The organism is Amycolatopsis sp. NPDC003731 (genome assembly GCF_053586895.1).
The window spans coordinates 1-23,221 of the sequence record NZ_JBSFNC010000141.1 but is presented as its reverse complement, the minus strand read 5'-3'; the positions used below and the strand labels follow the sequence as shown (position 1 = coordinate 23,221).

Annotated in this window: 24 protein-coding genes; 13 read left to right on the top strand and 11 right to left on the bottom strand. The window is 71.9% G+C overall.

Annotated features, from left to right (window positions below):
- Positions 1–256: 256 nt before the first annotated feature.
- The 5 genes from ACWDN5_RS37870 to ACWDN5_RS37850 form a co-directional block, all read right to left on the bottom strand.
- Entirely contained in the window at positions 257–868 is a 612-nt protein-coding gene (locus tag ACWDN5_RS37870; RefSeq protein ID WP_449679663.1) for a flavin reductase family protein, read from the bottom strand.
- Between the two features lie 162 nt (positions 869–1,030).
- Positions 1,031–1,837, bottom strand: a complete 807-nt coding sequence (locus ACWDN5_RS37865; protein ID WP_449679662.1) for an FAD binding domain-containing protein — start codon at positions 1,835–1,837, stop codon at positions 1,031–1,033.
- Positions 1,834–2,304 carry a (2Fe-2S)-binding protein gene (locus ACWDN5_RS37860; RefSeq protein WP_449679661.1) on the bottom strand — a complete coding sequence of 157 codons (471 nt, stop codon included), beginning with the start codon at positions 2,302–2,304 and terminating at the stop codon, positions 1,834–1,836. The genes ACWDN5_RS37865 and ACWDN5_RS37860 overlap by 4 nt, the downstream gene beginning before the upstream one ends.
- Positions 2,301–4,565 carry a xanthine dehydrogenase family protein molybdopterin-binding subunit gene (locus ACWDN5_RS37855; RefSeq protein ID WP_310970504.1) on the bottom strand — a complete coding sequence of 755 codons (2,265 nt, stop codon included), beginning with the start codon at positions 4,563–4,565 and terminating at the stop codon, positions 2,301–2,303. The genes ACWDN5_RS37860 and ACWDN5_RS37855 overlap by 4 nt, the downstream gene beginning before the upstream one ends.
- A 30-nt stretch (positions 4,566–4,595) precedes the next feature.
- The gene (locus tag ACWDN5_RS37850) at positions 4,596–5,351 is read right to left on the bottom strand and encodes a sulfite exporter TauE/SafE family protein (protein WP_449679660.1); all 756 of its coding nucleotides are present in this window, start codon (positions 5,349–5,351) and stop codon (positions 4,596–4,598) included.
- Between the two features lie 90 nt (positions 5,352–5,441).
- Here ACWDN5_RS37850 and ACWDN5_RS37845 point away from each other — a divergent pair, with 90 nt between their 5' ends.
- Together ACWDN5_RS37845 and ACWDN5_RS37840 are read left to right on the top strand one after the other, a co-directional pair.
- Complete coding sequence (locus ACWDN5_RS37845; protein WP_449679659.1) at positions 5,442–6,026, top strand: dihydrofolate reductase family protein; 585 nt, start codon at positions 5,442–5,444, stop codon at positions 6,024–6,026.
- A gap of 151 nt (positions 6,027–6,177) precedes the next feature.
- Entirely contained in the window at positions 6,178–7,209 is a 1,032-nt protein-coding gene (locus ACWDN5_RS37840) for a LacI family DNA-binding transcriptional regulator (RefSeq protein WP_310970500.1), read from the top strand.
- A 5-nt stretch (positions 7,210–7,214) separates the two neighbouring features.
- Here the strand turns inward: ACWDN5_RS37840 and ACWDN5_RS37835 are convergent, their stop codons facing one another.
- The gene (locus ACWDN5_RS37835; RefSeq protein WP_310970499.1) at positions 7,215–8,918 is read right to left on the bottom strand and encodes a discoidin domain-containing protein; all 1,704 of its coding nucleotides are present in this window, start codon (positions 8,916–8,918) and stop codon (positions 7,215–7,217) included.
- A gap of 446 nt (positions 8,919–9,364) precedes the next feature.
- Here ACWDN5_RS37835 and ACWDN5_RS37830 point away from each other — a divergent pair, with 446 nt between their 5' ends.
- The gene (locus ACWDN5_RS37830; RefSeq protein ID WP_449679658.1) at positions 9,365–11,575 is read left to right on the top strand and encodes a discoidin domain-containing protein; all 2,211 of its coding nucleotides are present in this window, start codon (positions 9,365–9,367) and stop codon (positions 11,573–11,575) included.
- Here ACWDN5_RS37830 and ACWDN5_RS37825 read toward each other — a convergent pair.
- Both ACWDN5_RS37825 and ACWDN5_RS37820 read right to left on the bottom strand, forming a co-directional pair.
- Complete coding sequence (locus ACWDN5_RS37825) at positions 11,477–13,012, bottom strand: FAD-dependent monooxygenase (RefSeq protein ID WP_449679657.1); 1,536 nt, start codon at positions 13,010–13,012, stop codon at positions 11,477–11,479. The two genes, ACWDN5_RS37830 and ACWDN5_RS37825, sit on opposite strands and share 99 nt — an antisense overlap.
- Positions 13,009–13,971: an MBL fold metallo-hydrolase gene (locus ACWDN5_RS37820; protein ID WP_449679656.1), complete on the bottom strand. Its 963-nt coding sequence runs from the start codon at positions 13,969–13,971 to the stop codon at positions 13,009–13,011. Before ACWDN5_RS37820 ends, ACWDN5_RS37825 begins: the two co-directional genes overlap by 4 nt.
- A gap of 95 nt (positions 13,972–14,066) precedes the next feature.
- Between ACWDN5_RS37820 and ACWDN5_RS37815 the strand changes: the two genes are divergently transcribed.
- On the top strand, positions 14,067–14,597 hold the full coding sequence (locus tag ACWDN5_RS37815; RefSeq protein ID WP_310970495.1) for a MarR family winged helix-turn-helix transcriptional regulator: 531 nt from the start codon (positions 14,067–14,069) through the stop codon (positions 14,595–14,597).
- A gap of 319 nt (positions 14,598–14,916) precedes the next feature.
- On the opposite strand, the gene ACWDN5_RS37810 is transcribed toward ACWDN5_RS37815, so the two are convergent.
- Positions 14,917–15,528 carry a GTP cyclohydrolase II gene (locus tag ACWDN5_RS37810; RefSeq protein WP_310970609.1) on the bottom strand — a complete coding sequence of 204 codons (612 nt, stop codon included), beginning with the start codon at positions 15,526–15,528 and terminating at the stop codon, positions 14,917–14,919.
- A 111-nt stretch (positions 15,529–15,639) separates the two neighbouring features.
- Here ACWDN5_RS37810 and ACWDN5_RS37805 point away from each other — a divergent pair, with 111 nt between their 5' ends.
- Positions 15,640–16,272: a LysE family translocator gene (locus tag ACWDN5_RS37805; RefSeq protein ID WP_449679655.1), complete on the top strand. Its 633-nt coding sequence runs from the start codon at positions 15,640–15,642 to the stop codon at positions 16,270–16,272.
- Between the two features lie 28 nt (positions 16,273–16,300).
- Here ACWDN5_RS37805 and ACWDN5_RS37800 read toward each other — a convergent pair whose 3' ends face one another.
- Positions 16,301–17,362 (bottom strand): cobalamin-independent methionine synthase II family protein, encoded by a 1,062-nt coding sequence (locus ACWDN5_RS37800; protein ID WP_449679654.1) that lies wholly within the window; start codon positions 17,360–17,362, stop codon positions 16,301–16,303.
- A 254-nt stretch (positions 17,363–17,616) separates the two neighbouring features.
- Here ACWDN5_RS37800 and ACWDN5_RS37795 point away from each other — a divergent pair, with 254 nt between their 5' ends.
- The gene (locus ACWDN5_RS37795; RefSeq protein WP_310970492.1) at positions 17,617–17,880 is read left to right on the top strand and encodes a DUF3040 domain-containing protein; all 264 of its coding nucleotides are present in this window, start codon (positions 17,617–17,619) and stop codon (positions 17,878–17,880) included.
- 23 nt (positions 17,881–17,903) lie between these two features.
- Entirely contained in the window at positions 17,904–18,929 is a 1,026-nt protein-coding gene (locus ACWDN5_RS37790; RefSeq protein ID WP_449679653.1) for a DNA polymerase IV, read from the top strand.
- On the opposite strand, the gene ACWDN5_RS37785 is transcribed toward ACWDN5_RS37790, so the two are convergent.
- The gene (locus tag ACWDN5_RS37785) at positions 18,926–19,573 is read right to left on the bottom strand and encodes a TetR/AcrR family transcriptional regulator (protein ID WP_310970490.1); all 648 of its coding nucleotides are present in this window, start codon (positions 19,571–19,573) and stop codon (positions 18,926–18,928) included. The genes ACWDN5_RS37790 and ACWDN5_RS37785 overlap by 4 nt on opposite strands.
- Before the next feature lie 88 nt (positions 19,574–19,661).
- Here ACWDN5_RS37785 and ACWDN5_RS37780 point away from each other — a divergent pair, with 88 nt between their 5' ends.
- From ACWDN5_RS37780 to ACWDN5_RS37755, 6 genes are all read left to right on the top strand, one after another.
- Complete coding sequence (locus tag ACWDN5_RS37780; protein WP_449679652.1) at positions 19,662–20,552, top strand: AurF N-oxygenase family protein; 891 nt, start codon at positions 19,662–19,664, stop codon at positions 20,550–20,552.
- A 44-nt stretch (positions 20,553–20,596) separates the two neighbouring features.
- Positions 20,597–21,079 carry a GNAT family N-acetyltransferase gene (locus ACWDN5_RS37775; RefSeq protein WP_310970487.1) on the top strand — a complete coding sequence of 161 codons (483 nt, stop codon included), beginning with the start codon at positions 20,597–20,599 and terminating at the stop codon, positions 21,077–21,079.
- Positions 21,080–21,233: 154 nt separating this feature from the next.
- Positions 21,234–21,422: a hypothetical protein gene (locus ACWDN5_RS37770; RefSeq protein ID WP_449679651.1), complete on the top strand. Its 189-nt coding sequence runs from the start codon at positions 21,234–21,236 to the stop codon at positions 21,420–21,422.
- Positions 21,419–21,763, top strand: a complete 345-nt coding sequence (locus tag ACWDN5_RS37765; RefSeq protein WP_449679650.1) for a hypothetical protein — start codon at positions 21,419–21,421, stop codon at positions 21,761–21,763. The genes ACWDN5_RS37770 and ACWDN5_RS37765 overlap by 4 nt, the downstream gene beginning before the upstream one ends.
- Positions 21,751–22,152, top strand: a complete 402-nt coding sequence (locus tag ACWDN5_RS37760) for a hypothetical protein (protein ID WP_449679649.1) — start codon at positions 21,751–21,753, stop codon at positions 22,150–22,152. Before ACWDN5_RS37765 ends, ACWDN5_RS37760 begins: the two co-directional genes overlap by 13 nt.
- A 325-nt stretch (positions 22,153–22,477) precedes the next feature.
- Positions 22,478–22,972, top strand: a complete 495-nt coding sequence (locus ACWDN5_RS37755; RefSeq protein ID WP_449679648.1) for a hypothetical protein — start codon at positions 22,478–22,480, stop codon at positions 22,970–22,972.
- Positions 22,973–23,221 lie beyond the last annotated feature (249 nt).

Genomic DNA, 23,221 nt, shown 5'->3' with positions numbered 1-23,221 from the left:
TCCATCACCCCACGCTGCTCGATCTCCACCACCAGCGCCCCCAGCTCCGCCTCCGCAGACCGCATACACGCGAGCAACTCACCGAGACGGTCGGCGAAAGCCACCGCCTCGGCAGACGAAGAACCACTGTCGGACATAGCCCAAGATTACCGACCATCGAACACAAGTTCACCACTCGAACGGGTACGAATCCAGGACCGCAAACCACCGAAAACCCAAGCACGGCAACCAGAACCCAAAGCACCAAGATGAAGACTCAAGAGGCAACCCGGCGAGCCCGTTCGATATCAGGCCCCCGGTAGAGCCGCTCAGGGATCCGGGCCAAAGTGGACGGATGGACCTGCTCCCCCAGCCCGTAGAACTTCTGGAAGCTCATGATGAGCGGCCGCCAGGCGTCCGGGTCGATCCGGTCCTCGGTCCCCGCCATCCGGATCGACTCGTGCACGAAGACCCGCTGTACCCGGACCTCGAAGGACACCACTCCCCCGTCCGAACCCACCGGGTGCGCCTCCTCGACGACGACCTCCATCGCCACCGGGCACTCGGCGACCCGGGGCGGCGCGACCGTCGACGAGGCCACCGCCGTCAGTCCGGCGCGGCCGAACTTGTCCGCCACGTGGAAGTATCCCCGCTCCTGCTTGCCCGCGGGCACCGGGTCCGATCCGGTCGTCAGCGCCAGCCGATCGACCGCCGCGGCCATCGACGACGAAGGCAGGTTCAGCACGCCTTCGCGGCTGCACAACAGGTTCTGCGCCGTCCGGGAGCGGACGCCGAGGCCGAGTACCGCCCGCCAGCCGAGCCAGAACGCCGATGACATCGGCGCCAGATTGACCGATCCGTCCTCGTTGGTGGTGGAAATCAACACCACGGGCGTACCGAAATACAGAATACCGGGCTCGATGGCCGTGTGCTCGTTCACCCCACCGATCCTGCCGTCCACTGGGGACGGACCGCTGGCGGGAATCGGCCATCGCAATCAACAAAAAAAGGGGCGGCACCCGCAAGCAAGTGCCGCCCCCGGTGATGAGACTCAGCGAGAGGCCAGCGCCCGCCGGGTCAGCACGCGCGCGAGGTGACGGCGGTACTCCGCCGTCGCGTGGGGCTCGTCCGGCGGGTTGGTCCCCTCGGCCGCCAGCTCCGCCGCCTCCTCGATCGACGCCCCGGCCGCCAGCGCCTCCTCCGTGGCCGTGGCCCGCAGCGGTACGCCGCCCATGTTCACCAGGCCGACGCGGTCGCCGGCCACCGTCACCCCGACCATCGCCCAGTCGATCGCGCGGCGGGTGAACTTCCGGAAGCCCCATCCTTGCCCCGTCTGGGCCGGGAGGCGGATCTCCGTCAGCAGCTCCGCCGGCTCCAGCGGCGTCGTGAACGGGCCCAGGAAGAATTCCGCCGCGGGGATGCGGCGCTCCCCCGCCGGCCCGCGGGCCACCAGGACCGCGTCCGAGGCCAGGACCGCCGCCGGGAGGTCCGCCGCCGCGTCCGCGTGGACCAGGGAACCGCCGATCGTGCCGCGGTGGCGGACCTGGCGGTCGCCCACCTCGCCGGAGACGTGCGCCAGCAGCGGCGCGTGCTCCAGCAGCACCGGGTCCTGCACCAGCGCGCTGTAGCGGGACAGCGCGCCGATGACGACCTCGCCGCCCTCCAGGCGGACGTAGCGCAGCTCGTCGAGCGGGCCGATGTCCACCAGGTACTCCGGCGCGGCCAGGCGCAGCTTCATCAGCGGCAGCAGGGAATGCCCGCCCGCCAGCACCTTCGCGTCGTCGCCGTGCGAGGCGAGCAGCGAAAGTGCTTCGTCCACTGTGGACGCGCGCAGGTACTGGAACGAAGCGGGGATCACCGGTCCACCTCCTGGCCCGACGCGTCGATCACGGCGCTGACGATGTTGTGGTACCCGGTGCAGCGGCAGAGGTTGCCCTCGAGCCCGGCCCGGACCTCGTCGCGCGTCGGCTTCGGGTTGTCGGCCAGCAGCGACACCGAAGCCATGATCATCCCCGGGGTGCAGAACCCGCACTGCAGGCCGTGCTGCTCCTGGAACGCCCGCTGCACCGGGTGCAGCGAACCGTCCGAAGAGGACAGCCCTTCGGCCGTCGTGACGGCGTGGCCGTCGGCCTGCGCGGCCAGCACCGTGCAGGACTTGACCGACTCACCGTCGAGCAGCACCGTGCAGGCGCCGCAGGACGTCGTGTCGCAGCCGACGTTCGTGGCGGTCAGGCCGGCCGTGTCGCGCAGGAAGTGCACCAGGAGCGTCCGGTCCGGCACCTCCTCGGTCAGCGGCCGCCCGTTGACCTCGATCGAGACCTTCACTGCGCGCTTCCCTTCCGAGCTTCTTCGAGTGCGGCCCAGACCCGGATCGGGGTCGTGGGCATGTCCAGGTGCTTGACGCCGCGGGCCGACAGCGCGTCCACCACGGCGTTGTGCACCGCCGGCGTCGAACCGATCGTCGCCGCCTCGCCGATCCCCTTGACGCCCAGCAGGTTCCGGTCGGTCGGGGTGGCCATCTCGACCAGCTCGAAGTCCGGCAGCTCGGCGGCGGTGACGAACGAGTAGTCCGCCAGGGTCGCGGTCGTCGGGTTGCCGTCGTCGTCGTAGGTGACGACCTCCATCAGCGCCTGCGCCGCGCCCTGCCCGAGCCCGCCGTGGCGCTGGCCGCGGAAGGTGAGCGGGTTGACGATCGGGCCGGCGTCGTCGACGGCGACGATCCGGCGCAGCTCGACCTTGCCGGTCTCGGTGTCGACCTCGACCACGGCCAGGTGCGCGCCGAACGGGAACGTCGGCGCGCCGCCGCCGAACCAGACGTCGGCCGAAAGCTTGCCCTCGCTCGCCGTCTCGGCGACCTGCGCCCAGCTGAGCACCGTGCTCGACGGCGCGCCGCGGACCTGCCAGACGCCGCGATCGGCATCCAGTTCGAGGTCGTCCGGTGCCGCTTCCAGCAGGTCGGCGGCGAGCTGCCGGGCCTGGGCGATCACCTCGTCGGCCGCCTGCCGGATCGCCGAGCCGCCGAGCTGCAGCGACCGGGAGCCGAACGTGCCGACCGCCTTGGGCACCTCGTCGGTGTCGCCGTGCCGGACGGTGATCTTGTCGAGGGAGACGCCGAGCTGGTCGGCCAGGAGCATCGCCAGCGACGTGCCGAGGCCCTGCCCGTGCGGCGAGCTGCCGGTCCACGCGACGACCGAGCCGTCCGGGTGGATGTCGACGCGGCCGCTCTCGCCGCCGCCGTCGCCACCGGTGATCTCGACGTAGGCCGCGATGCCGAGGCCGAGCTCGACCGGGTCGCCCGCCTCCCGCCGGCGCCGCTGCTCGGCGCGCAGCTCCGCGTACCCGGCGGCGTCCAGGGCCTTGTCCAGCGCCGCCGCGTACTCGCCCGTGTCGTAGGACGCCCCGGTCGGCGACTGGTAAGGGAACTCGTCCGGCCGGATGAAGTTGACCCGGCGGACTTCGGCCGGGTCCAGCCCGATCTCGGCGGCGAAGCGGTCCATCGCCCGTTCGACCGCGGCCGTCGCCTCCGGGCGGCCGGCGCCGCGGTAGGCCCCGATCGGCGTGGTGGTGGTGACGACCGCGCGGCTGCGGGTCTCGACCTTCGGGAACCGGTAGACGCCGACGGCCATCAGCTCGGTCAGCGTCGGCAGCAGCAGCATCCGCGGGTACGCGCCGGCGTCCTGGACGACGTCGAGGCGGTACGCCAGCACCGTGCCGTCGCGTTTCCCGCCGATGGTCACGGTGTTGCGCTGTGCGCGGCCGTGCGTCATGGCCGTGAGGTTCTCGCTGCGCGACTCGACCCAGCGCACGCCCCGCCCGAGCTGCTTCGCGGCCCAGCCGAGCACGGTCGCCTCGGGGTCCGCGCCGATCTTCGCGCCGAAGCCGCCGCCGACGTCCGGCGCGATCACCCGCACCGACTCTTCGGCCACGCCGAGGCTCCCGGCCAGCTGGCTGCGGGCCATCTGGGCGTTCTGGGTGGACAGCCAGGCCGTCAGCCGGCCGTCCTCGCCCCACACGCAGGACGCGCCGCGCACTTCGAGCGGCGCCGGTGCGACGCGCTGGTTGAGGATGGTCTCGGTGACGACGACCTCGCAGTCCTCGAAGATCGCGTCGTCGAACTCGGCCGCTCCCTTGACCTGCACGACGTTGCTGTCGCGGTCGGGGAACACCAGCGTCTCGCCCGCGAGGGCCGCGTCGATCGACGCGACGGCGTCGAGCGGCTCGTAGTCGACGTCGACCAGTTCGGCCGCGTCGGCCAGCTGGTAGCGCTCTTCGGTGACGACCAGCGCGACCGGTTCGCCGACGTAGCGCACCACCTCACCGGCCAGCCACGGTTCCGGCACCGGCCCCGCCGGGTGCGGGGGCAGCCCGAGGTCCGCGGCGGTGAACACGCCGAGCACGCCCGGCGCCTCCTTCGCCGCGCTCACGTCGATGCCGCCGATCCGCGCGTGCGCGATCGGACTGCGAACGAACACCGCGTGCGCGGCCCCGGAAAGCGCTTCCGTCCGCAGGTCGTCCACGTAGGTGCCGCCCGCGGTGATCAGATTCCGGTCTTCCCGGCGGACCACCCTGGTCCCGACAATGCTCATCTGGTCTCCTGCTCGCCGATACCCCGCCGATCATGCCCGCAGGCCCAGGACGATCGCCAGGCCCAGTCCGCCTATTCCGATCGCGATGCGCAGCGGGGTGGCCGGCAGCCGCCGCACGAGCGCGGACCCCAGCCACGACCCGCCGAGCGAGCCGAGGCAGACGGCGAGCGCGGCCGGCCAGACGACCTTGCCGGTGACCGCGAAGACGATCGCGGCGAGCAGGTTCGCCGAGCCGGTGACCAGGTTCTTCGCCGCGTTGGTGCGGGCCAGCGGCTGGCTCCAGACGGTGGCCAGCAGCGCGAGCATGAGCACGCCCGCGGCGGCGCCGAAGTAGCCGCCGTAGATCCCGATCAGGAACGCGACCACGCCGGTCACCGGGCTGAGGCCGTGGTGTTCGGCGCCTTCGGCCAGCCGGCTCAGCCGCGGCCCGGCCATCAGCACCAGCGATGCCCCGCCGATCAGCCACGGCACGATGACGGTGAACGCGCCGGACGGCGTCAGCAGCAGGATCAGGCCGCCGCACGCGCCGCCGACGGTGGTGATGGCGCAGAGCGGGAGGAGCCGTCGGCGCTGCCCGGCCAGTTCGGGACGGGCGCCGGCCGCGGCGCCCACGGTGGTGCCGAGCATGGCGACGGTGTTGGTGACGTTGGCGGTCACCGGCGGCAGCCCGGCGGCGAGCAGTGCGGGGTAGGACACCAGCGACGCGAGCCCGGCGGTCGCCCCGGTCAGGCCGGCCCCGACGCCGGCCAGCACGAGCAGGAGCAGCACCCACGGGTCGATGATCACGTTGTCATCTCACCACGCGCTCCGGCGGTCGATCCGGGCCGCCGCCGTTCGTCTGGGCGGTGACACCTCCCCGGAGCGAAAGGACCTTCGATGCGTTCGATCACCGTCACCATGAGCGTCACCCTGGACGGCGTCGTGCAGGGCCTCGGCCGTCCCGACGAGGACACCCGCGGCGGCTTCGCGCACGGCGGCTGGGGCATGCGATACCAGGACGACGTCCTGGCCCGGGAGATGGGCCGGGGCATGAGCAAGCCCGGTGACATGCTGCTCGGCCGCCGCACCTGGCAGGACTTCACCACCGCCTGGAGCCGGCGGACCGACGGGAACCCGTTCACCGCGCACCTGAACGCCGTCACCAAGTACGTCGCCTCGACCACCCTCGAGGACGCCGGGGCCTGGGAGAACTCGGTCCTGCTGCGGGGCGACGCCGTCGCGGAGGTGGCCGAACTGAAGAACCGGCCCGGCCGCGACCTGTCGGTCATCGGCAGCGCGTCGCTGGTGCGAAACCTGCACGCCGCCGGCCTGGTCGACCGGTACACCCTGCTGGTCCACCCGCTGACGCTGGGCACCGGAGCCCGGCTCTTCGGCGACGGCCCGCTGACCGAATTCGCCCTCACCGGATGCGTCCCGACGACCAAGGGCGTGCTGATCGCGCACTACGAGCGGCGGGTATAGGCCGTTATACGCAGCCAGTGTCCACATCGGACCGGAGGCCGCCGCGGCGGCGATGTCGTCCGCACTTGATCGATCTCGCACCGGTCGCGGCGGGCCCGCGGGCGAGTACCTTGTCACCACGGGGCTTTCCACCGCCCGATCGGGAGGACGGATGCGCGTCACGATCGCCGAGGTCGCCCGCCGCGCGCGGGTGAGCAAGACGACCGTGTCGCGGGTGCTCAACAACAAGGCCGACGTGGACGCCGCGACCGCGATCCGGGTGCGTGAGGTGATCGCCGCGACCGGGTACATCCCCAGTGCCGGCGCGGTCGGGCTGGCCCGCGGGGTGACGCGCACGGTCGGGATGCTGGTGCCGGGGCTGACCTGGCCGTGGATGGGCGAGGTGCTGCAGGGCGTCGCCGACGTCGTGGAGTCGAAGGGCTACGGCCTGCTGCTGTCCACCGCCAACCGCGGCGCCGACTCCCTCGGCGAGTTCTCGCGCCAGGTGTCGGCGAAGGCGTTCGACGGCCTGCTGCTGGTGGAACCGCCGGACGCGGTGCGGCACCTGCGCGTGCTGCACGACTCCGGGCTGCCGGTGGTGGTGATCGACGACCGCGGCCGCCGTCCGGCGTTCCCGTCGGTGGGCACGGACAACCGGCAGGGCGGCGCGGCCGCGGCCCGCCACCTGCTCGGCACCGGCCGCACCCGGCTCGCCACGGTCACCGGGCCGCGCGACTTCGGCTGCACCGCCGATCGCCTCAACGGCTTCAACGAGGCCGTTCTCGACGCCGGTCTGACCCTCGACTCGCGGCTGATCATCGAAGGCGACTTCACGAGCGAAAGCGGGGAGGCGGCGATCCTCCAGCTCCTCGAAACGGGCCCAGAGTTCGACGCGGTCTTCGCGCACAACGACCTCACGGCCGCGGGTGTGCTGGCGGGCCTGCGCAAGGCGGGCCGCGCGGTGCCGGGGGACGTCGCCGTGGTCGGGTTCGACGACATCCCCCTGGCCGCGCACACCCAGCCGCCGCTCACCACGATCCGCCAGCCGCTGCGGCAGATGGGCGAGACGGCGGCCGGGCTGCTGCTCGACCGCCTGGCCGGCGCGCCGGCCCCGGAGGCCCCGCTGATCGTCCCGACGGCACTGGTGGTCCGCGAGTCGACGCAGCCGGTCAGCGCCCCCGGGGGCGGGGACTCACCGGGGTAACCGCCTCACTGGTACACCCGCACGTAGTCGATCACCATGTCCTGCGGGAGAACCGTCCCTGCGCCCGGCGGGCCGGGGAAGTCGCCGCCGATCGCGTTGTTGAGGATCAGGAAGAACGGGTGGTCGTAGACCCACGGCCCGCGCGTGCTCTCGACGGTGTCCCGGTCGATCGTCTGGAACGGGGTGCCGTCGACGGAGAAGGTCATGTGGGTGGCGTCCCAGTCGAGGCCGAAGCGGTGGAAGCCCGCCGAGACGTCCTGGCCGAGGTCGTAGGGCGCGCCGACACCCCCGGCGCCGTTGTAGGCCGGGGCGTGGATCGTCGAGTAGGCCAGGTTCGGCGCCTTCCCGACGTGCTCCATGATGTCGATCTCCCCGCAGTTCGGCCACGGCGTGCCGCTGAAGAAGTTCGCGCCCAGCAACCAGAACGCGGGCCAGAGGCCCTGCGTACCGGACACCTTGATGTTGGCCTCGACGTGGCCGTAGGTGAAGCTGAACTTGCCCGCGGTGTTGAGCCGGCCGGAGGTGTATTGGCAGGTCGTGCTGCCGCTGATCGGGTCCGGCGGGCAGGCACTGCCCGGCGTGGCTTCGCGGCGGACCTGGATGACGAGGTTGCCGCGGCCGTCCTGCTTGGCGTTGTTGTTGTTCGTGTAGTACTCGAGCTCGTTGTTGACGCCCGGCCCGGTCTCGGCCGTCCACTTGCTCGCGTCCGGGGCCGCGCCCGCGGCGCCGTTGAACTCGTCGCTCCAGACCAGCGTGCCCGGGAAGTGCGGCGCCGGTGGTGCGGGCGGCGGCTGCGTCGGGTTGCCGCCGGTGCCGTAGACGTCGAAGCCCCACAGCGAGTAGCCGTAACCGTTGGAGCGGGCGGTGCCGTACATCCGGACGTACCGCCCGGAACCGTTGACGGTCAGCGTCTCCTTGAACCCCTTGCCACTGGCGGTCGAGTAGATCGGCGTCCAGCCGGCGTTGTCGTTCGAGACCTGGAGCTGGTAGGCGACCGCGTAGGCCGGGTCCCACTGCAGGACGACCCGGTGGATCGCCGCGGGCGCCCCGAGGTCGACGGTGATCCAGCCGGGGTCGACCCAGCCGGTGGTCGCGCTGGTCGCCCAGCGCGTGGCCGGGTCGTGGTCGAAGGCCTTCGCCGGGACGCAGCCGGGGCAGGCACCGTCGTCCTGGTACGAGGACGCCGTGCCGGACTTGCCGTAGGACAGCAGGACGTCACCGGGCTGCGTGGTGCCGCCGCCGTAGACCTGGAACTCCCAGAGCGAGTAGCCGTACTGCGTGGCGCGCTGGGTGCCGGTGAGCCGGACGTACCGGCCGCTGCCGGTGACGGTCAGGGTCTGCGTCCCGCCGGTCCCGGTCGTGGTGGCGTAGAGGGAGGTCCAGGTCGTGCCGTCGGCGGACGCCTGGAGGGTGAAGGCCTTGGCGTAGGCGGCTTCCCAGTTCAGGACGACCTGCGAGAGCTGCTGGTTCGAACCGAGGTCGACCTGCAGGGTCTGCGGATCGGAGAAGGCGCTGGACCAGCGCGTCCCGGGATCGCCGTCGACGGCGGCGGTCGCCGGGAACGCGGCGGACTCGGCCGACGACGCCGTCACCGGACGGCCTTGCGAGAGCAGGACGGGCGCGGCCCGGGCGACGGGAGCGGTCAGCAGAGCGGCCAGGGTCAGGGCGAGGACGGTGAGAACCCGGATCCTCGGCATGCGGCGTTGCATGGGCACCTCCACGGCGAACCGGCGCCGGGACGGCGTTGCCCCGGCGCGGATCGGCTCACGTGGCCCGCGGCGCGGGTGTGGGTCCCGGCCGACGGCACGCTCTTAATTCAAGGTATAAATAAAGAGTCGTAAAATGTCAACGGGCACTGGGCCGGGCGAAGGAATCCGCGCCGGATCCTTGACTCCGCCGAGTCCCGCGCTGTTAACTGCGATCTCACCGACGGAACCGGTTCCGTGACCGCCAACCGGAACGGCTCCGCCGCGCCAAACCCGTTCGGGCTGACCGGTTCGCGCCGGCACCCCACCCGGCACCGCTCCTCCGGCTCACGGTGCCCGGGCGGGGCTGCGGGCGCGCACCCGCCGCACCACCCGACACCGGCGCGAGCTGTGGGGCTCGCCCGGTCCGCCGCCGTTCCGCTCGTCCTCCCGATCCAGCAGGCAGGCTCATGAGATCAACGACGTTCTCCCCCGTGCACCGCCTCCTCGTCCTCGCGACCGCCGTGGCCGCCGCGCTCGCCATCACGGTGGTGGCCGGCGCCCCGGCGCGGGCCGCCGCGTGCGGCACCACGAACCTCGCGCAGGGCCATCCCGCGACCGCCTCCTCGACCGAGAACGGCGGGACGCCCGCGTCCGCCGCGGTCGACGGCAATCCCGGAACGCGCTGGTCCAGCGCGTTCAGCGACCCGCAGTGGCTGCAGGTCGACCTGGGCTCCGCGCAGCAGCTCTGCGACGTGGTCCTCAGCTGGGAAGCCGCGTACGCCCGCGCGTTCACCGTGCAGCTCTCGGCCGACGCGGCCACCTGGACCACCGCGTACTCGACGACCACCGGCACCGGCGGCACGCAGACCGTGCCGCTGTCCGGCACCGCGCGGTACCTGCGCGTCCACGGCACCCAGCGGGCGACCGGCTACGGCTACTCGCTCTGGGAAGCCGCCGTGCACGGCACCGGCGGCGGCACGACCATCCCGCCGACCGACCCGCGCAACCCGGACTTCGGGCCGAACGTGTCGGTGTTCGACCCGTCGACCCCGGCCGCGACGATCCAGAACCGGCTGACGCAGCTGGCGAACCAGCAGCACACCAACCAGTTCGGCAACGAGCGCTACGCCGTGCTGTTCAAGCCGGGCACCTACAACGCCGACGTCAACCTCGGCTTCTACGAGCAGGTCGCGGGCCTGGGCCTCTCCCCCGACGACGTCAACCTCAACGGGCACGTCCGCGTCGAAGCGGATTGGCTGCAGCAGGGCGACAACCCGAACAACAAGGGCAACGCGACGCAGAACTTCTGGCGCTCGGCCGAGAACCTGTCGGTGACGCTGCCGGCCGGCCAGGTCGAACGCTGGGCGGTCGCGCAGGCCGCGCCCTACCGCCGGATGCACCTGCGCGGCAGCCAGATCCAGCTCTGGAACGGCGGGGACGGCTGGGCCAGCGGTGGCCTGATCGCCGACAGCAAGATCGACGGCGTCGCCGTTTCCGGGTCCCAGCAGCAGTTCCTGACCCGCAACAGCGAGCTCGGCGGCTGGCAGGGCGGCGTCTGGAACATGGTGTTCGTCGGCTCGACCGGCACCCCGCCGGCGTCCTTCCCGAACCCGCCGGAGACGGTCGTCGGGCAGACCCCGGTGATCCGCGAGAAGCCGTTCCTCTACGTCGACGGCGGCGGGAGCTACAACGTGTTCGTGCCCGGGCTGCGGCAGAACTCGTCGGGCACGAGCTGGGGTCACGGGGCTCCGGCCGGGCAGTCGATCTCACTGAGCGAGTTCTACGTGGCGCATCCGTCCGACTCGGCCGCGACGCTCAACGCCGCCTTGGCCGCGGGCAAGAACCTGCTGGTGACACCGGGCGTCTACCACCTCGACCAGGCGCTGAACGTCACCCGCCCGGACACCGTGGTGCTCGGCCTCGGCCTGGCGACCCTGATGCCCACCAACGGCACCGCGGCGATCACGACGTCCGATGTGGACGGTGTCAAGATCGCCGGGCTGCTCATCGACGCGGGCGCGGTCAACTCGCCGGTGCTCGTCCAGGTCGGCCCGCCGGGCTCGAACGCCAACCACGCGGGCAATCCGACGTCGCTGCACGACGTGTTCTTCCGGATCGGCGGCGCGGCCGTCGGGAAGGCCACGCAGACCCTGGTCGTCAACTCGAACAACGTCCTCGGCGACCACATGTGGCTCTGGCGCGGCGACCACTCCTACGGCGTCGGCTGGAACGTCAACACCGCGGCCAACGGCCTGGTCGTCAACGGCGCCAACGTCACGATGTACGGGCTGTTCGTCGAGCACTACCAGCAGTACGAAGTGCTCTGGAACGGCAACGGCGGGCGGACGTACTTCTTCCAGAACGAAATGCCCTACGACCCGCCGGACCAGGCGTCCTGGTCCAGCGGCGGCGGCCGGCAGGGCTGGGCGGCGTACAAGGTGGCCGACTCGGTGACCAGCCACGAAGGCTGGGGCCTGGGCAGCTACTGCTTCTTCAACACCAACCCGTCCATCGTGGCCGCTCATTCCTTCGAGGTGCCGAACACCGGCGGGGTCCGGTTGCACAACCTCGTCTCGGTGTCACTCGGCGGCGTCGGCACGATCGCCCACGTCGTCAACGACGCGGGTGACGCCGCGAACACCGGGCACCAGGTGAGCCCGCTGGTCTCCTACCCGTAGCACCGCGGCGACGTACGCGTCCGGGCGGACCAGCCAGGCTTCGCCCGGACGCGCACCCAGCGCCCCGCCCACCGGGATCCGCACCGACCGCACGCCGGGCGCCCGCACCCCGGGGGTGGTCAGGACCAGGAACCCCTGCCGGGCCAGGTCCCGCAACCGTCCACCTTCGACGGTCACGTCCGGGAGCAGCACGCCCGGTCCCGGCGGCGGCAACGCTCCCCGCGGCGGCCGTCCCGCGAACGGCCGTTGCGGATCGGGCGTGGTCAGCGGCGAATCGGCGTACCAGAACGGTTCGGCCAGCCGGCCCGAGTCGACCTGCGCGCAGGCGTCCGGGTCGTGTTCCGCCCGGGCGAGGACGTCGAGCCGGCGACGGCGCTGCTCCTCGTCCTGGGGCACCAGGAAATCCATCGTGGCGGTGGTGACGGCCGCGTTCTCCACCGCCGCCGCGTGCCGCTCGGTGTGGTAGCTCTCCAGCAGCTCCTCTTCCGCGTCGCCGCGCAGGACGGCGGCCAGCTTCCAGGCCGCGTTCTCGGCGTCGGCCACGCCGGAGTTGAGGCCGCGCGCCCCGAACGGCGCGACGAGGTGCGCGCAGTCCCCGGCCAGCAGCACCCGGCCGACGCGCATCCGGTCGACGAGCCGCGTGTGGAAGCGGTACACCGACCGCCAGGCCACCTCGTACGGCCGGGCGCCGATGATCGCCCGGATCCGCCGGTCGAGCGCCCCCTGCGACTCCTCCGCCGCGAGGTCGTAGTCCTCGGGGACCTGCCAGTCGATGCGGAACCGCGAGCCGGGGCACGGGTGGATCAGCACCTGGCGGCCGGGGTTCCACGGCGGGTCGAACCAGAACCGCCGCTCGGCCGCCCAGCCCGGCAGGTCGGCGCGGATGTCGCAGATCAGGAACAAGTCCCGGAAGGACACGCCGGCGAGGTGCTGGCCGAGGGCCAGGCGCACCGCGTCGCCGTGGGCTCCGGTGCAGGCGATCGCGTAGTCCGCTTCGATCCGGCGCGGGCCGTCTTCCGTGTCGCACCGGATCTCGACGCAGCCCGGCTGGGTCAGGCCGGTGACGCGGTGGCCGCGGCGGACGTCGATCAGCGGCTGCCGGGCGATCAGCTCGTCCAGGACCTCCTCGACGCGGGCCTGGGACAGGTTCACGAACGGCGGCAGCGCCGATCCGCCGTCGGGGAGCTGCAGCGAGAACAGTTCGCCGTCGCGGTGGAACGTCCGCGCGGTCGTCCAGGTGAGGCCTTCCTCGGCGAGGCAGCCCGCGCCCAGCGACGCCCAGACGTCCAGGGTGTCGCGCTGGTGGCAGATGCTCTTGGACCCCACGGGGTCGCGCACCTCGTGCTCGTCGACGAGCACGACCGGCACGCCCCGGCGCGCGAGCAGCAGCGCGGCCGTCTGGCCGACCGGGCCGCTGCCGAGGACCGCGACCGTCATCCCTGGAGCCGGTCCCAGACTTCGCGGTCGCGTTCGGCCGTCCACACCACCGGCCGCTCGATCCCGGACAGCTCGTCCCACAGGCGCGAGACGTCGAAGGGCAGGCAGTGCTCGAAGATCGGCCAGTGGCCGTACCGGTCGTTCAACGCCGCGTGCGTGCGCTCGAAGGCCTCCTTGAGGGTGCCGCCGGCGTCGCGGACCGCGCCGACCTCGCGGAGCATCGTGGTCAGGAAGTGCCGGGTCTGCGCGATGGCGGCGTCGACCGCTTCGCGGCCGCGGCTGACCCCGCCGCGGCCGCCGATCAGGGTTTCGGCCGCGAAGGCGGCCACCCGGTCCAAAGTGGACAAGGCCCAGTCGCGGTGGAACGCGTCGCCGGTGTACAGCGCGGCTTCGGCTTCGACGAGGTCGCCGGCGTAGAGGATCCGCTGACGCGGCAGCCAGGCGACGATGTCGCCCTCGGTGTGGCCGCGCCCGCAGTACTGCAGCACGAGGTCGCCGCGGTCGCCGCCGAGGTCGATGGTGAGCCGGTCGGAGAAGGTCAGCGTCGGCCAGGTCAGCCCGGGCACCGAGTCCGCGCCCTTCGCCAGCCGCGGCATCCGGCCGAACTCGCTCTCCCAGTCCTCCTTGCCGCGCTCGGCGACCAGGGCGCGGGTGTTCTCGTGCGCGACGATCACTTCGGCGTCGAAGGCGGACGCGCCCAGCACGCGCACGGCGTGGTAGTGGCTCAGCACCAGGTACCGCACCGGTTTGTCGGTGTGCTCGCGCAGTTTCGCGAGCCACTCCGCGGCCGCGACCGGCGTGGCCAGCGCTTCGAAGCAGACGAGGAAGTCCTCGCCCTCGATGGCGCCGATGTTCGGGTCGCCTTCGGCGGTCAGCGCGTAGACGCCGTCGGCGAGGACTTCGAGGGTCTGCGCTTTCTCCGCCAGGTCGGCCGAAGAGGCGAAGGCTTTCTTCGTCACGGCGAGCGCTCCTTGATCGTCAAAGGGTTGACTATCCGGCCAGGCTAGCCCGCCGGACCGCCGCGGGGAACCCCGTTTCCCCTAACCTGGGCCGCATGACGGACCGACCGGCCGACCTCGACTACCTCTCGTTCGTCGACTACGCGATCGGGAAGACGCAGGCCGAGCTCCCCGCGACCGACCCGGTGGCGATGCGCCTCGGCCTCACGCTGCACCGCCTGGCGGGCGCGCTGGTCTACGACTGGGAGTCGACGGTCCACCGCCCCCGAGGCTGGAGCTGGGGCGGCTTCCGGGTGCTGTTCGTGCTGTGGCTGGCGGGGCCGCTGGAGTCCCGCCACGTGGCCCGCCTCGCCGGGATGAGCCGGGCGGCGGTGTCGGCACTGGTCAAGACCTTGGAGCGGGACGGCCTGGTGACCCGCACCCAGGTCGCCCACGACCGCCGCGCGGTGGAGCTGGCCCTGACGCGCGCGGGCCACACGGCGGTGACCGACGCGTACCAGGAGCACAACAAGCGGGAACAGGCCTGGGTGGCATCGCTGACACCGGAGGAGCGCGCGGTGCTGATCGGACTCCTGGAGAAGCTGACCACCGGCCCGGCCGCCGCGGCCGCGCAACGCCTCACCTGACCGGCCCTGACGGCACGCGAGCCGACCTTTCCGGTAAGCGAGCCGACCCTCCCGGCGCGCGAGCTGGCCCTCCAGGCACGTCGGCCGACCTCCCCGGCACGCCAGCCGACCCTCCAAGCACGCCGGCCGACCCTTTCACGGCGCCGACCGGCCCCGCGAAAATGCGGACAGCCGCGCGAGTCATGACTCGCAGGCGAACCGACCCTCGCGGCACGCGGGCCGATCGGTCAGGCACGGCAGCGACGCTCGCGGTTCGCGGGCCGGCCCCGCAAGTCAGGCTCCGCAGGCGAACCAGCCCGCTCCGCGCGCCGGCCGCGGGTCAGCTGGCCAAGCCCGGCAAACTCAGCGTGTGCCCGGTCTGCTCGGCCTTCGCCCGCAGGTACCGTACGTTGCTCTCCGTCGCGAACACGCCCGTCGGCACCCGGTCGCGCACCGCGATGCCGGCCGCGCTCAGCTGGGCCGCCTTGTCCGGGTTGTTCGACAGCAGGTCGACCCGGCTCACGCCGAGCGCGCCGAGCATCTGCGCCGCGACCGTGTAGTCGCGGGCGTCCTCGGGCAGGCCGAGCGCGGCGTTCGCGGCGTAGGTGTCGAGGCCGCCGTCCTGCAGGGCGTACGCGTCGAGCTTGTTGTACAGCCCGATCCCCCGGCCCTCCTGCCGCAGGTACAGCAGGTACCCGCCGGTCTCGGATATCCGCGCGACCGCCTCGGCCAGCTGCGGCCCGCAGTCGCAGCGCGCCGACCCGAAGACGTCGCCGGTCAGGCACTCCGAGTGCGGCCGCACCAGCGGCACCTCGCCGGGCGTGCCCAGGACGAACGCCAGGTGCTCGCCGCCGTCGGCCAGGCCGCGGAACGTCACGGCTTCGGCGTCGACCGCGACACCGCCGTCAAGCCGCAGCGGGATCCGCACCCGCGTCCGCACCCCGGCCGTCATGTCCTCGCCCCTGGTGTCACCCACAAGATCGACCCTACACGAGGTTCAAATTCGAACATCCGCGTCGTTCCACCAGGGAAAACCACTGGCGTCCGGTCGTATCCTCGGCGCATGATCCCCGCCGCTACCGCCGCCTCGTTCCTGCTGGTCGTCGTGCTCGGGGCGATGTCGCCCGGGCCGGACTTCGTGGTCGTGACGCGGTCGGCGCTCGCCGGCGGGCGGCGGGCCGGGATCGCCGCCGGGACCGGGATCGCGCTCGGGGTGTTCGCCTGGGTGGTCGCGATCGCCCTGGGGGTCGCCGCCGTGCTCACCGCTTCGGCCGTCGCGTTCACCGTCGTCAAGCTCGCCGGCGCGGCCTACCTCGTCGTGCTCGGGGTCAAGGCGTGGCTGGCCGTGCGCCGCGGCGAATACCGGGATCTCGCCGAAACCGCCGGGGCCCGGCAGCTCAAGGCCGGGGCCGCCTTCCGCCAAGGCCTGGTGACGAACCTGCTCAACCCCAAGGTCGCCGTCTACTTCCTGGCCCTGCTCCCCCAGTTCCTGCCCGCCGACGGCTCCACCCTGCAGACCCTGGAGCTGGCCGTGATCGCCACCGCCGGCACCGTCGGCTGGTTCGTCACCCTCGCCGTCGTGGTCGGGGCGCTGAAGCGGTTCTTCAGCGCCGGCCGCGTCCGCCGGAGCCTCGACGCCGTCCTGGGCACCGTGCTCGTCGCCCTCAGGCTGAAGGTCGCCGCCGAGACGGCGTGAGCCCGCCGGCGGGCTCACGCCGCCGCGCTCAGCCGAGCTTCTCGGACGCCAGCCGCGTGCCCTCGACCCGGGCCGCGATCTTCGCGAACGCGATGTCGCGCGAGGTCGACGTGTCGTCGGCGAACGGCGAGAACCCGCAGTCGTCGCAGGTGCCGAGCCGGTCGGCCGGCAGGAACTTCGCCGCGGTGAGCACCCGGTCGCGGACCTCCTCCGCCGTCTCCACGCGCGGGTCGATCGGGTCGGTGACGCCGACGAAGACCCGCTGGTCGGCCTGGACGTTGTCGGCGATCACCCGCAGCGCGCGCTCCGGGTCGGCTTCGCTGGCCAGCTGGACGAAGAAGCGGCCGGCCTTGAGGCCGAACAACGCAGGCAGCAGGCCCGCGTAGTCGACGTCGAGGCTGTGCACGGAATCCTGGTCGCCGCCCGGGCAGGTGTGGACGCCGATCTTCGCGCGCTCCTCGGCGGTGAACCGGTCGAGGACGGCGTTGTTGAGCTCGACGAACTGCCGCAGCAGCCCACCGGACGGGTCGAGCTTCAGCGACAGCCGTCCCTCGGTGAAGTCGATCTGCACGCTGTCGGCGCCCGCTTCGAGGCTGCCGCGGATGTCCGCCTCGGCCTCGTTCACCAGGTCGGCGACGAACTGCTCCTGCGAGTACCCCTCGATGCCGCCGGCCGGGTAGATCAGCGAAAGCGCGGACGCGGCGATCACCGCCTGCTTGACGGGCCGGTCGGTAAGCGTTTTCGCGCGCGTGAGGTACGAGTCCGCGTGGGTCGCGTAGCGGAAGGGGCCCGCGGTCAGCCGCGGCAGCTGGCGGGTGTGCCCGTCGGCGAACGGGATGACGACCCCGTCCGGCGCCAGCGCTTCGAGGCCGGCCAGCGGGTACGTCGCGAAACTCGGCTTGCCCTGTTCGCCGTCGCTCAGCACCGGCGAGCCGGTCTCCTCGAACCGGCGGATCGTGTCCGCCAGCGCGCGGCTCTCCAGTTCGGCGAGCGCGGCCGCGTCGATCTCGCCGGCCGCGAACGCGCCGAGGCCTTCGACGAGGTACCCGGGACGCGGGATGCTGCCGATCGGTTCGGTGGGCAGGGTCATGGAATCCTCCGGCTGCTTGAAGGGCCTGACCGGGCACGGGCGCGACAGCAGGACGTGGCCGCCCCCAGCCGCCGGGCCGTGACCGGCCACGTTCATGCGGCAACTTAACGTGGCAAACGCCGGTCACGGAGCGCGGATCACCCGGTCGGACCAGAGAAAAGCACGAAATCAGAAGGCGTTCGGCGGTTCGCGAGGAGGACGATTGGGTATTCGCTACGGCGATACGGCGGGTTCGGCGCCGAAGGAGTGCCCCGATGCTCAGTCACCACGATCGCACCGAGCTCGAGAAGATCGAGCGCAGTCTCGAGCTCAGCGACCCCGACCTGGCGGCCGCGCTGCGCGACGGCCGGCGCCCGAAATCGCGCGCGCTGCGCAGCGCCCTCCTGATCGTCTTCGACATCACCGCCGTGACCCTGCTGGTCCTGGGCCTGGTGCTGCCCGACCCGGGCGTGACCCTGTGCGGGATCCTCGCGCTCACCGCCACCGTCTGGACCCACGTGGCGAGGCACCGCCTCTGATGATCTGAGGCAGACTGAGCGACGTGAAGTGGGTCCTGCACGTCGACCTCGACCAGTTCATCGCCGCGGTCGAGATCGCCCGCCACCCGGAGCTGCGCGGGAAGCCCGTCGTGGTCGGCGGCAACGGCGACCCCACCGAGCGCGCGGTCGTCGCGACGGCGTCGTACGAGGCCCGCGAGTTCGGCGTCCAGTCCGGCATGCCGCTGCGGACCGCGGCCCGGCGCTGCCCGGACGCCGTCTTCCTGCCCAGTGACCCCGACGCCTACCTCGAGGTGTCGGCACGGGTGATGGCCGCCGTGCGGGAGCTGCCGGTGGTGGTCGAGGTGCTCGGCTGGGACGAGGCGTTCGTCGGGGCGGAGACGGCCGACCCCGAAGCGCTGGCCGTCGCGATCAAGGAGGCCGTCGCGCGCGAGACGGGCCTGTCGTGCGCGGTCGGGATCGGCGACAACAAGCTGCGGGCCAAGCTCGCCACCGGGTTCGGCAAGCCCGGCGGGATCTACCGGCTGACGCAGGAGAACTGGTGGGACGTGATGGCCGCCCGCCCGACCGACGCGCTGTGGGGCATCGGCGGCAAGACGGCGAAGAAGCTCGCTTCGCTGGGCATCCACACCGTGCTGGACCTGGCCGGCGCCGACCCGGCCGAGCTGGCGGCGCGGTTCGGCCCGAAGACCGGCCCGTGGCTGCGGCTGCTCGGCGGCGGCATCAGCGACGCCGAGGTGAGCGCCACCCCGTGGGTGGCCCGCTCCCGCAGCCGCGAGACGACCTTCCAGCATGACCTGACGGACCCGGCGCAGATGGCGGCCGAGGTCTCGGCGCTGGCGAAGCGCGTCGCCCAGGACGTCCTCGGCGAAGGCCGCCCGGCGGCGCGGGTGGCGGTCAAGGTGCGGTTCGTGCCGTTCCTGACCCACACGCACAGCATCACGCTCCCGGAACCGACCTCGGACGCGGCCGAGCTGGACCGGGCGGCGCAGGAGGTGCTCGGGATGTTCGAGCTGACCCGCGCGGTGCGGCTGCTGGGCGTGCGCGCCGAGTTCCCGCGCGAAGACTAAAGCCCCTCTGGCAGCGGCAACGGCCGGTCCGGGTCGAGCTGCACCCCGCCCGCCCGCAGCGTGTGGTCCAGCATCGCCCAAATGGTGCCCGTGAGCTGGGCCGTCAGCTGGGGCCGGGTGAGCGTGCCCGGGTGGTCGAGCCAGCGCGTCGTCGCCGACTCGACGTAGCCGACCAGGCCGAACGCGATCGTGTCGCCGGGGGCCGGGTCCAGGCCGAACGCCGTCAGGTACCCCGTGAACAGCCCGCTGAGGTGGCGGGCGATGGCGCCGCGGACGTCGGGGCCGTCCGGCACCCCGCGGGCGAGGTAGCGGTGCAGGTGGGCGTGCTCGGTCAGCCAGCGCAGGTGCGTCGAGATCACCGTGGAGATCATCTCGTTCGGCGACCCCTCGGGGTGCCAGAGCGGCGCCAGGTCGGCCGTAACCAGCTCGGCCGCCCGCTGGGCGATCGCCCGCCGGAGGTCGGCCGCGTCGGAGAAGTGCCGGTACAGCCGGGTGCGGGCGACGCCGGCGCGTTCGGCGATCTGCTCGGTCGAGACGTCCGGGCCGTGCTCGGCGATGGCGGCCAGCGCGGCGTCGACGAACTCCGCGCGCCGGCGTTCCTGCTGGCCCGCCCAGCGCGTCGCCCGTCCGTCGACCTTGGTCACGGCGAAAGCCTACTCAGGACCGGCCGGGCGGTGTACGCTCGCCGAAGTAACTAGTACATCGCGTACCCCCTACTTTCCGGAGGCCGCCATGGGCGTCGAGGCCCAGGACCGGGACGTCACCGCGGCTCGCCTGCTCAAGAGCTCCGCGAAGAACTCCTACGACCCGTACGTGGACGTCGACTGGGCAGCACCGCTCGCCGAGGGCAAGGCCTACATGCCGCTCGAGCGCGTCTCCCTCTACGGCACGGACCTGTGGGCGAAGCTGACGCCGGAGCAGCGGATCGAGCTGTCCAAGCACGAGATCGCCAGCATCATGAGCGTCGGTCTGTGGTTCGAGATCGTCCTGATGCAATTGCTCGCCCGGTACGTCTTCGACCTCGACGCGCGCACCGAGCACGCGCAGTACGCAATGACCGAGATCGGCGACGAGACGCGCCACTCGGTGATGTTCGCCCGCACCGCCGAGCGGCTCGGCGTCCCGCGCTACGGCGTCCCGAAGGTCGTCCACCGCGCCGCGAAGGTGTTCGGCGCGACCGCCGCCGGACCGTCGATGTTCGCCAGCGTGCTGGTCGCCGAGGAGACCACCGACCGGCTCCAGCGGTCGATGATGGACGACGACGGCATCCAGCCGCTGATCCGCTCGGTCAACCGCATCCACGTGGTCGAGGAGGCCCGGCACGTCCGGTTCGCCAAGGAGGAGGTGCTGCGCGAGACGCCGAAGCTGTCGAAGGCGGCGCTGCGGCGGCACCGGCTGCGCACCGCGCTGGTCGCGTTCGGCGTGATCGACAGCATGGTCGACGCGCGGATCTACCGCAGCGTCGGGATCGACCCGCGCGAAGGCCGCGCCGCGGCGCTGGCGAACCCGCACTTCCACGAGACGCGCCGCTGGATGGCCGAGAAGATCGTGCCGTTCCTACGCGACGCGGGGCTGATCGGCGGCCCCTCGGAAGCCATCTGGCGACGCGCGCACCTCCTCTGAAAAACCCGTTCGCGCACGCCGTCCGGTTCGGCCAGGATGTCCCGGTGATCACGATCCGGGCCGCCCGTGCCGACGACGAATCCGCGCTCGCGAAGATCGACGAACGCACCTGGACCCCGGCCGTCTCCCCCGCCCCGGCGCCCCCGCCGGGCACTCCCTTCTTCGACGACGGCACGCGGCCGGAGGACGTGCTCGTCGCCGAGCAGGACGGCGTCGTCGCCGGGTACGTGCGGCTCGGCGAGGGATTCGGCATCCCCGCCCACCGCCACGTGGTGGTGATCGACGGGCTCGCCGTCGATCCGGACCGGCAGCGGCTCGGCATCGCCGGGCAGCTCGTCGAGGCCGCCGTGGCCGAGGCGCGCCGCCGGGGCGCCCGCAAGGTGACGCTGCGGGTGCTCGGGCCCAACACCGGTGCGCGGCGGGTCTACGAGCGCTGCGGGTTCGTCGTGGAAGGCGTGCTGCGGGGCGAATTCCACCTCGGCGGGACCGACGTCGACGACGTTCTCCTGGCCCGCTCGCTCGCTTGACAGCCTCGCGGCGGCTTTGCCATCCTGGATCCGGGCCGAGAGGCGCTGCGACGGAAGCCACTTCCGCCACGCTCGGCCCGACACACGACTATCCGGCATGCAATCGGTTGTCGAGCCGGCAACGCGTCACAGGAGTGAATGTGAGGAGCGCACGATGACAGTGGATTTCGAATCGCTGGCAACGCTGCTGCCGATCACGTTCACTTCGCTGTTCGCCATCACTTTCGCGATCGGTCTGGCCCAGCAATGGGCAGCCAGCCGAAGGCGAGCACACGCGTCCGGTGGCCGCGGCACTCATCCGCGCCGTCGGAGGCTCGACGAGTCAGGTCGTGAGCTCCGATGATCCTGCCCGCCAAGAGCCCGTCCGCGTTCCCGGGGAACGAGCCGTTCACGACCTTGCTGAGCTGCCACTGGATCTTCCTCTCAGAGTTCAGCACCGACGGCCTTCTCAAGAAGCTCACGGACGCCTTCACGTGGGATGCGAACGGCTTCGTCGACGCCCTCCGCATCAAGAACGCGACCGACTCCGCCGCCCTGCGTACGGATCGAGCCGGCGGGACGGTCTGGGAACGCGAAGGCGACGCCCTCGACGTCCTACACCAGCTCGTCGACCTTCCCGAGCCCAGCGACCCGCACGCGCCCCGTCTCGTGATCGGCTCGGCTCCGCGGCTGTGGACACCGTGAAGTGGCCGTGGGCGCGGCGACGCGCGCGACGACAGCTCACCGTTGTCCAGGCACGGGAGGCGCTGGTCTCACTGCCGGACGTCCACTGGCACGATCCCGAGTCCGAGCGACAGGCACGCATGCAGCTGCAGGAAATTGCCGCGATCGTCGACCGCGCACTGCGGGACGTTCAGGCGTCATCGGCGGAAGCGCGCGCGTTGAAATACGCCCAAGCGAGGCTGACCGCTTTTCTAGTGGGCTGGCGCGACCCCGGGCTGATCGCACCGGCCCACCTCGCCCCCATGTACCAGAGCCTCACGGATGCACTACGCAACCTTTCTCTCCGCTTGACGAGCAACGGGGACGCCGATCCGCCGGTGAACCCCGACGATCCCGTCCCTCGAACCTAACCCGTCCCAAAGCCCAGCCCGGACAGACGTGTACGAACCTCCCTCCCGTCCGGTCTGCGCACCTCAACCGAATGCGGGCTTCCGACATCCGGGCGATCGAGGCGCTTCCAACGTGTTCATCCCCAACCTGAAACGTGATCACCATGCACGACACCTCAACCACACCGTGCTGCCGCGAGGCCATCCGCGAATTCACCGCGTCGCTCCCGTCACCGCCGGCTTTGCCGATGTACTCGCCTCAGCAGGCTCCGCCCGGCCGTCATCGGTCTCGCACACACAACCGCTCACCACGCCGTCTCGCTGACCACGTCGCCGGAACGCACTGATGACCGACTCCGAACGACTGCTGGATCACCCCGGCACACCGCCGATCAAGCTGCTCGGCCTGATCACCGAGGCCTACACCGATGCGTTGATGCGGCTCGCTTATGCCGAGCGTGACCGTCATGAGTGGACGGCCTACAGAAAACTCGGCTACGACCTGATCGGCACCGAAGCACAGGTCCTCATCCACGCCTGCGCTCGTCGCGAGCACCCGGCCGACGCCCCGCGGACGGTCGCGGCGGAAGCGGCCCGAGAGCTGCGGACCACACTCGGCCTCGCCGAGCACGTTGCGGGAAGCTCAGCGGGCGCGGAGTCGGTAGCGCTGGACATCGAGGCGTTGGCCGAAGACTGCGCGCAAATCACCGGGCGGCTGTACCGACTTGCGGCCGACCTGTCGCCGTCGGTCATCGCCGAGATCAACGCGCTCAGCGACGATCGCGGCGACGCCATCGACAACGAACACGACGGCGGACGGTCGGATGGTGAACCCGCGTGACCGATCGCAGCAGGCGGCACACCGATCACCGGAGCACCGGTCCAGGCGAGACTCCACCGGCAAGCCCGAGGAAGCGAGCCACGCCGAGCACGACGACGCAACCGCGACACCACACCGCTTCGACGGGAGATCACCGCTGGCAGAGGGGGACCGCGGCATGATCACGTCTTCAGTCAGTCGGCCGACCGCTACGGTTCTGCGGTCACCGTCCACCAACCATCCGCGGATCCACCGCGTCGACGGCGCCAC

Coding starts and splice junctions, on each gene's coding strand:
- ACWDN5_RS37805 (WP_449679655.1), top strand. CDS start 15,640: ATGATCCCCGCCGCTACCGCCGCCTCGTTCCTGCTGGTCGTCGTGCTC.
- ACWDN5_RS37815 (WP_310970495.1), top strand. CDS start 14,067: ATGACGGACCGACCGGCCGACCTCGACTACCTCTCGTTCGTCGACTAC.
- ACWDN5_RS37800 (WP_449679654.1), bottom strand. CDS start 17,362: ATGACCCTGCCCACCGAACCGATCGGCAGCATCCCGCGTCCCGGGTAC.
- ACWDN5_RS37765 (WP_449679650.1), top strand. CDS start 21,419: ATGATCCTGCCCGCCAAGAGCCCGTCCGCGTTCCCGGGGAACGAGCCG.
- ACWDN5_RS37795 (WP_310970492.1), top strand. CDS start 17,617: ATGCTCAGTCACCACGATCGCACCGAGCTCGAGAAGATCGAGCGCAGT.
- ACWDN5_RS37855 (WP_310970504.1), bottom strand. CDS start 4,565: ATGAGCATTGTCGGGACCAGGGTGGTCCGCCGGGAAGACCGGAATCTG.
- ACWDN5_RS37835 (WP_310970499.1), bottom strand. CDS start 8,918: ATGCAACGCCGCATGCCGAGGATCCGGGTTCTCACCGTCCTCGCCCTG.
- ACWDN5_RS37810 (WP_310970609.1), bottom strand. CDS start 15,528: ATGACGGCCGGGGTGCGGACGCGGGTGCGGATCCCGCTGCGGCTTGAC.
- ACWDN5_RS37840 (WP_310970500.1), top strand. CDS start 6,178: ATGCGCGTCACGATCGCCGAGGTCGCCCGCCGCGCGCGGGTGAGCAAG.
- ACWDN5_RS37830 (WP_449679658.1), top strand. CDS start 9,365: ATGAGATCAACGACGTTCTCCCCCGTGCACCGCCTCCTCGTCCTCGCG.
- ACWDN5_RS37780 (WP_449679652.1), top strand. CDS start 19,662: ATGGGCGTCGAGGCCCAGGACCGGGACGTCACCGCGGCTCGCCTGCTC.
- ACWDN5_RS37825 (WP_449679657.1), bottom strand. CDS start 13,012: ATGACGGTCGCGGTCCTCGGCAGCGGCCCGGTCGGCCAGACGGCCGCG.
- ACWDN5_RS37845 (WP_449679659.1), top strand. CDS start 5,442: ATGCGTTCGATCACCGTCACCATGAGCGTCACCCTGGACGGCGTCGTG.
- ACWDN5_RS37770 (WP_449679651.1), top strand. CDS start 21,234: ATGACAGTGGATTTCGAATCGCTGGCAACGCTGCTGCCGATCACGTTC.
- ACWDN5_RS37755 (WP_449679648.1), top strand. CDS start 22,478: ATGACCGACTCCGAACGACTGCTGGATCACCCCGGCACACCGCCGATC.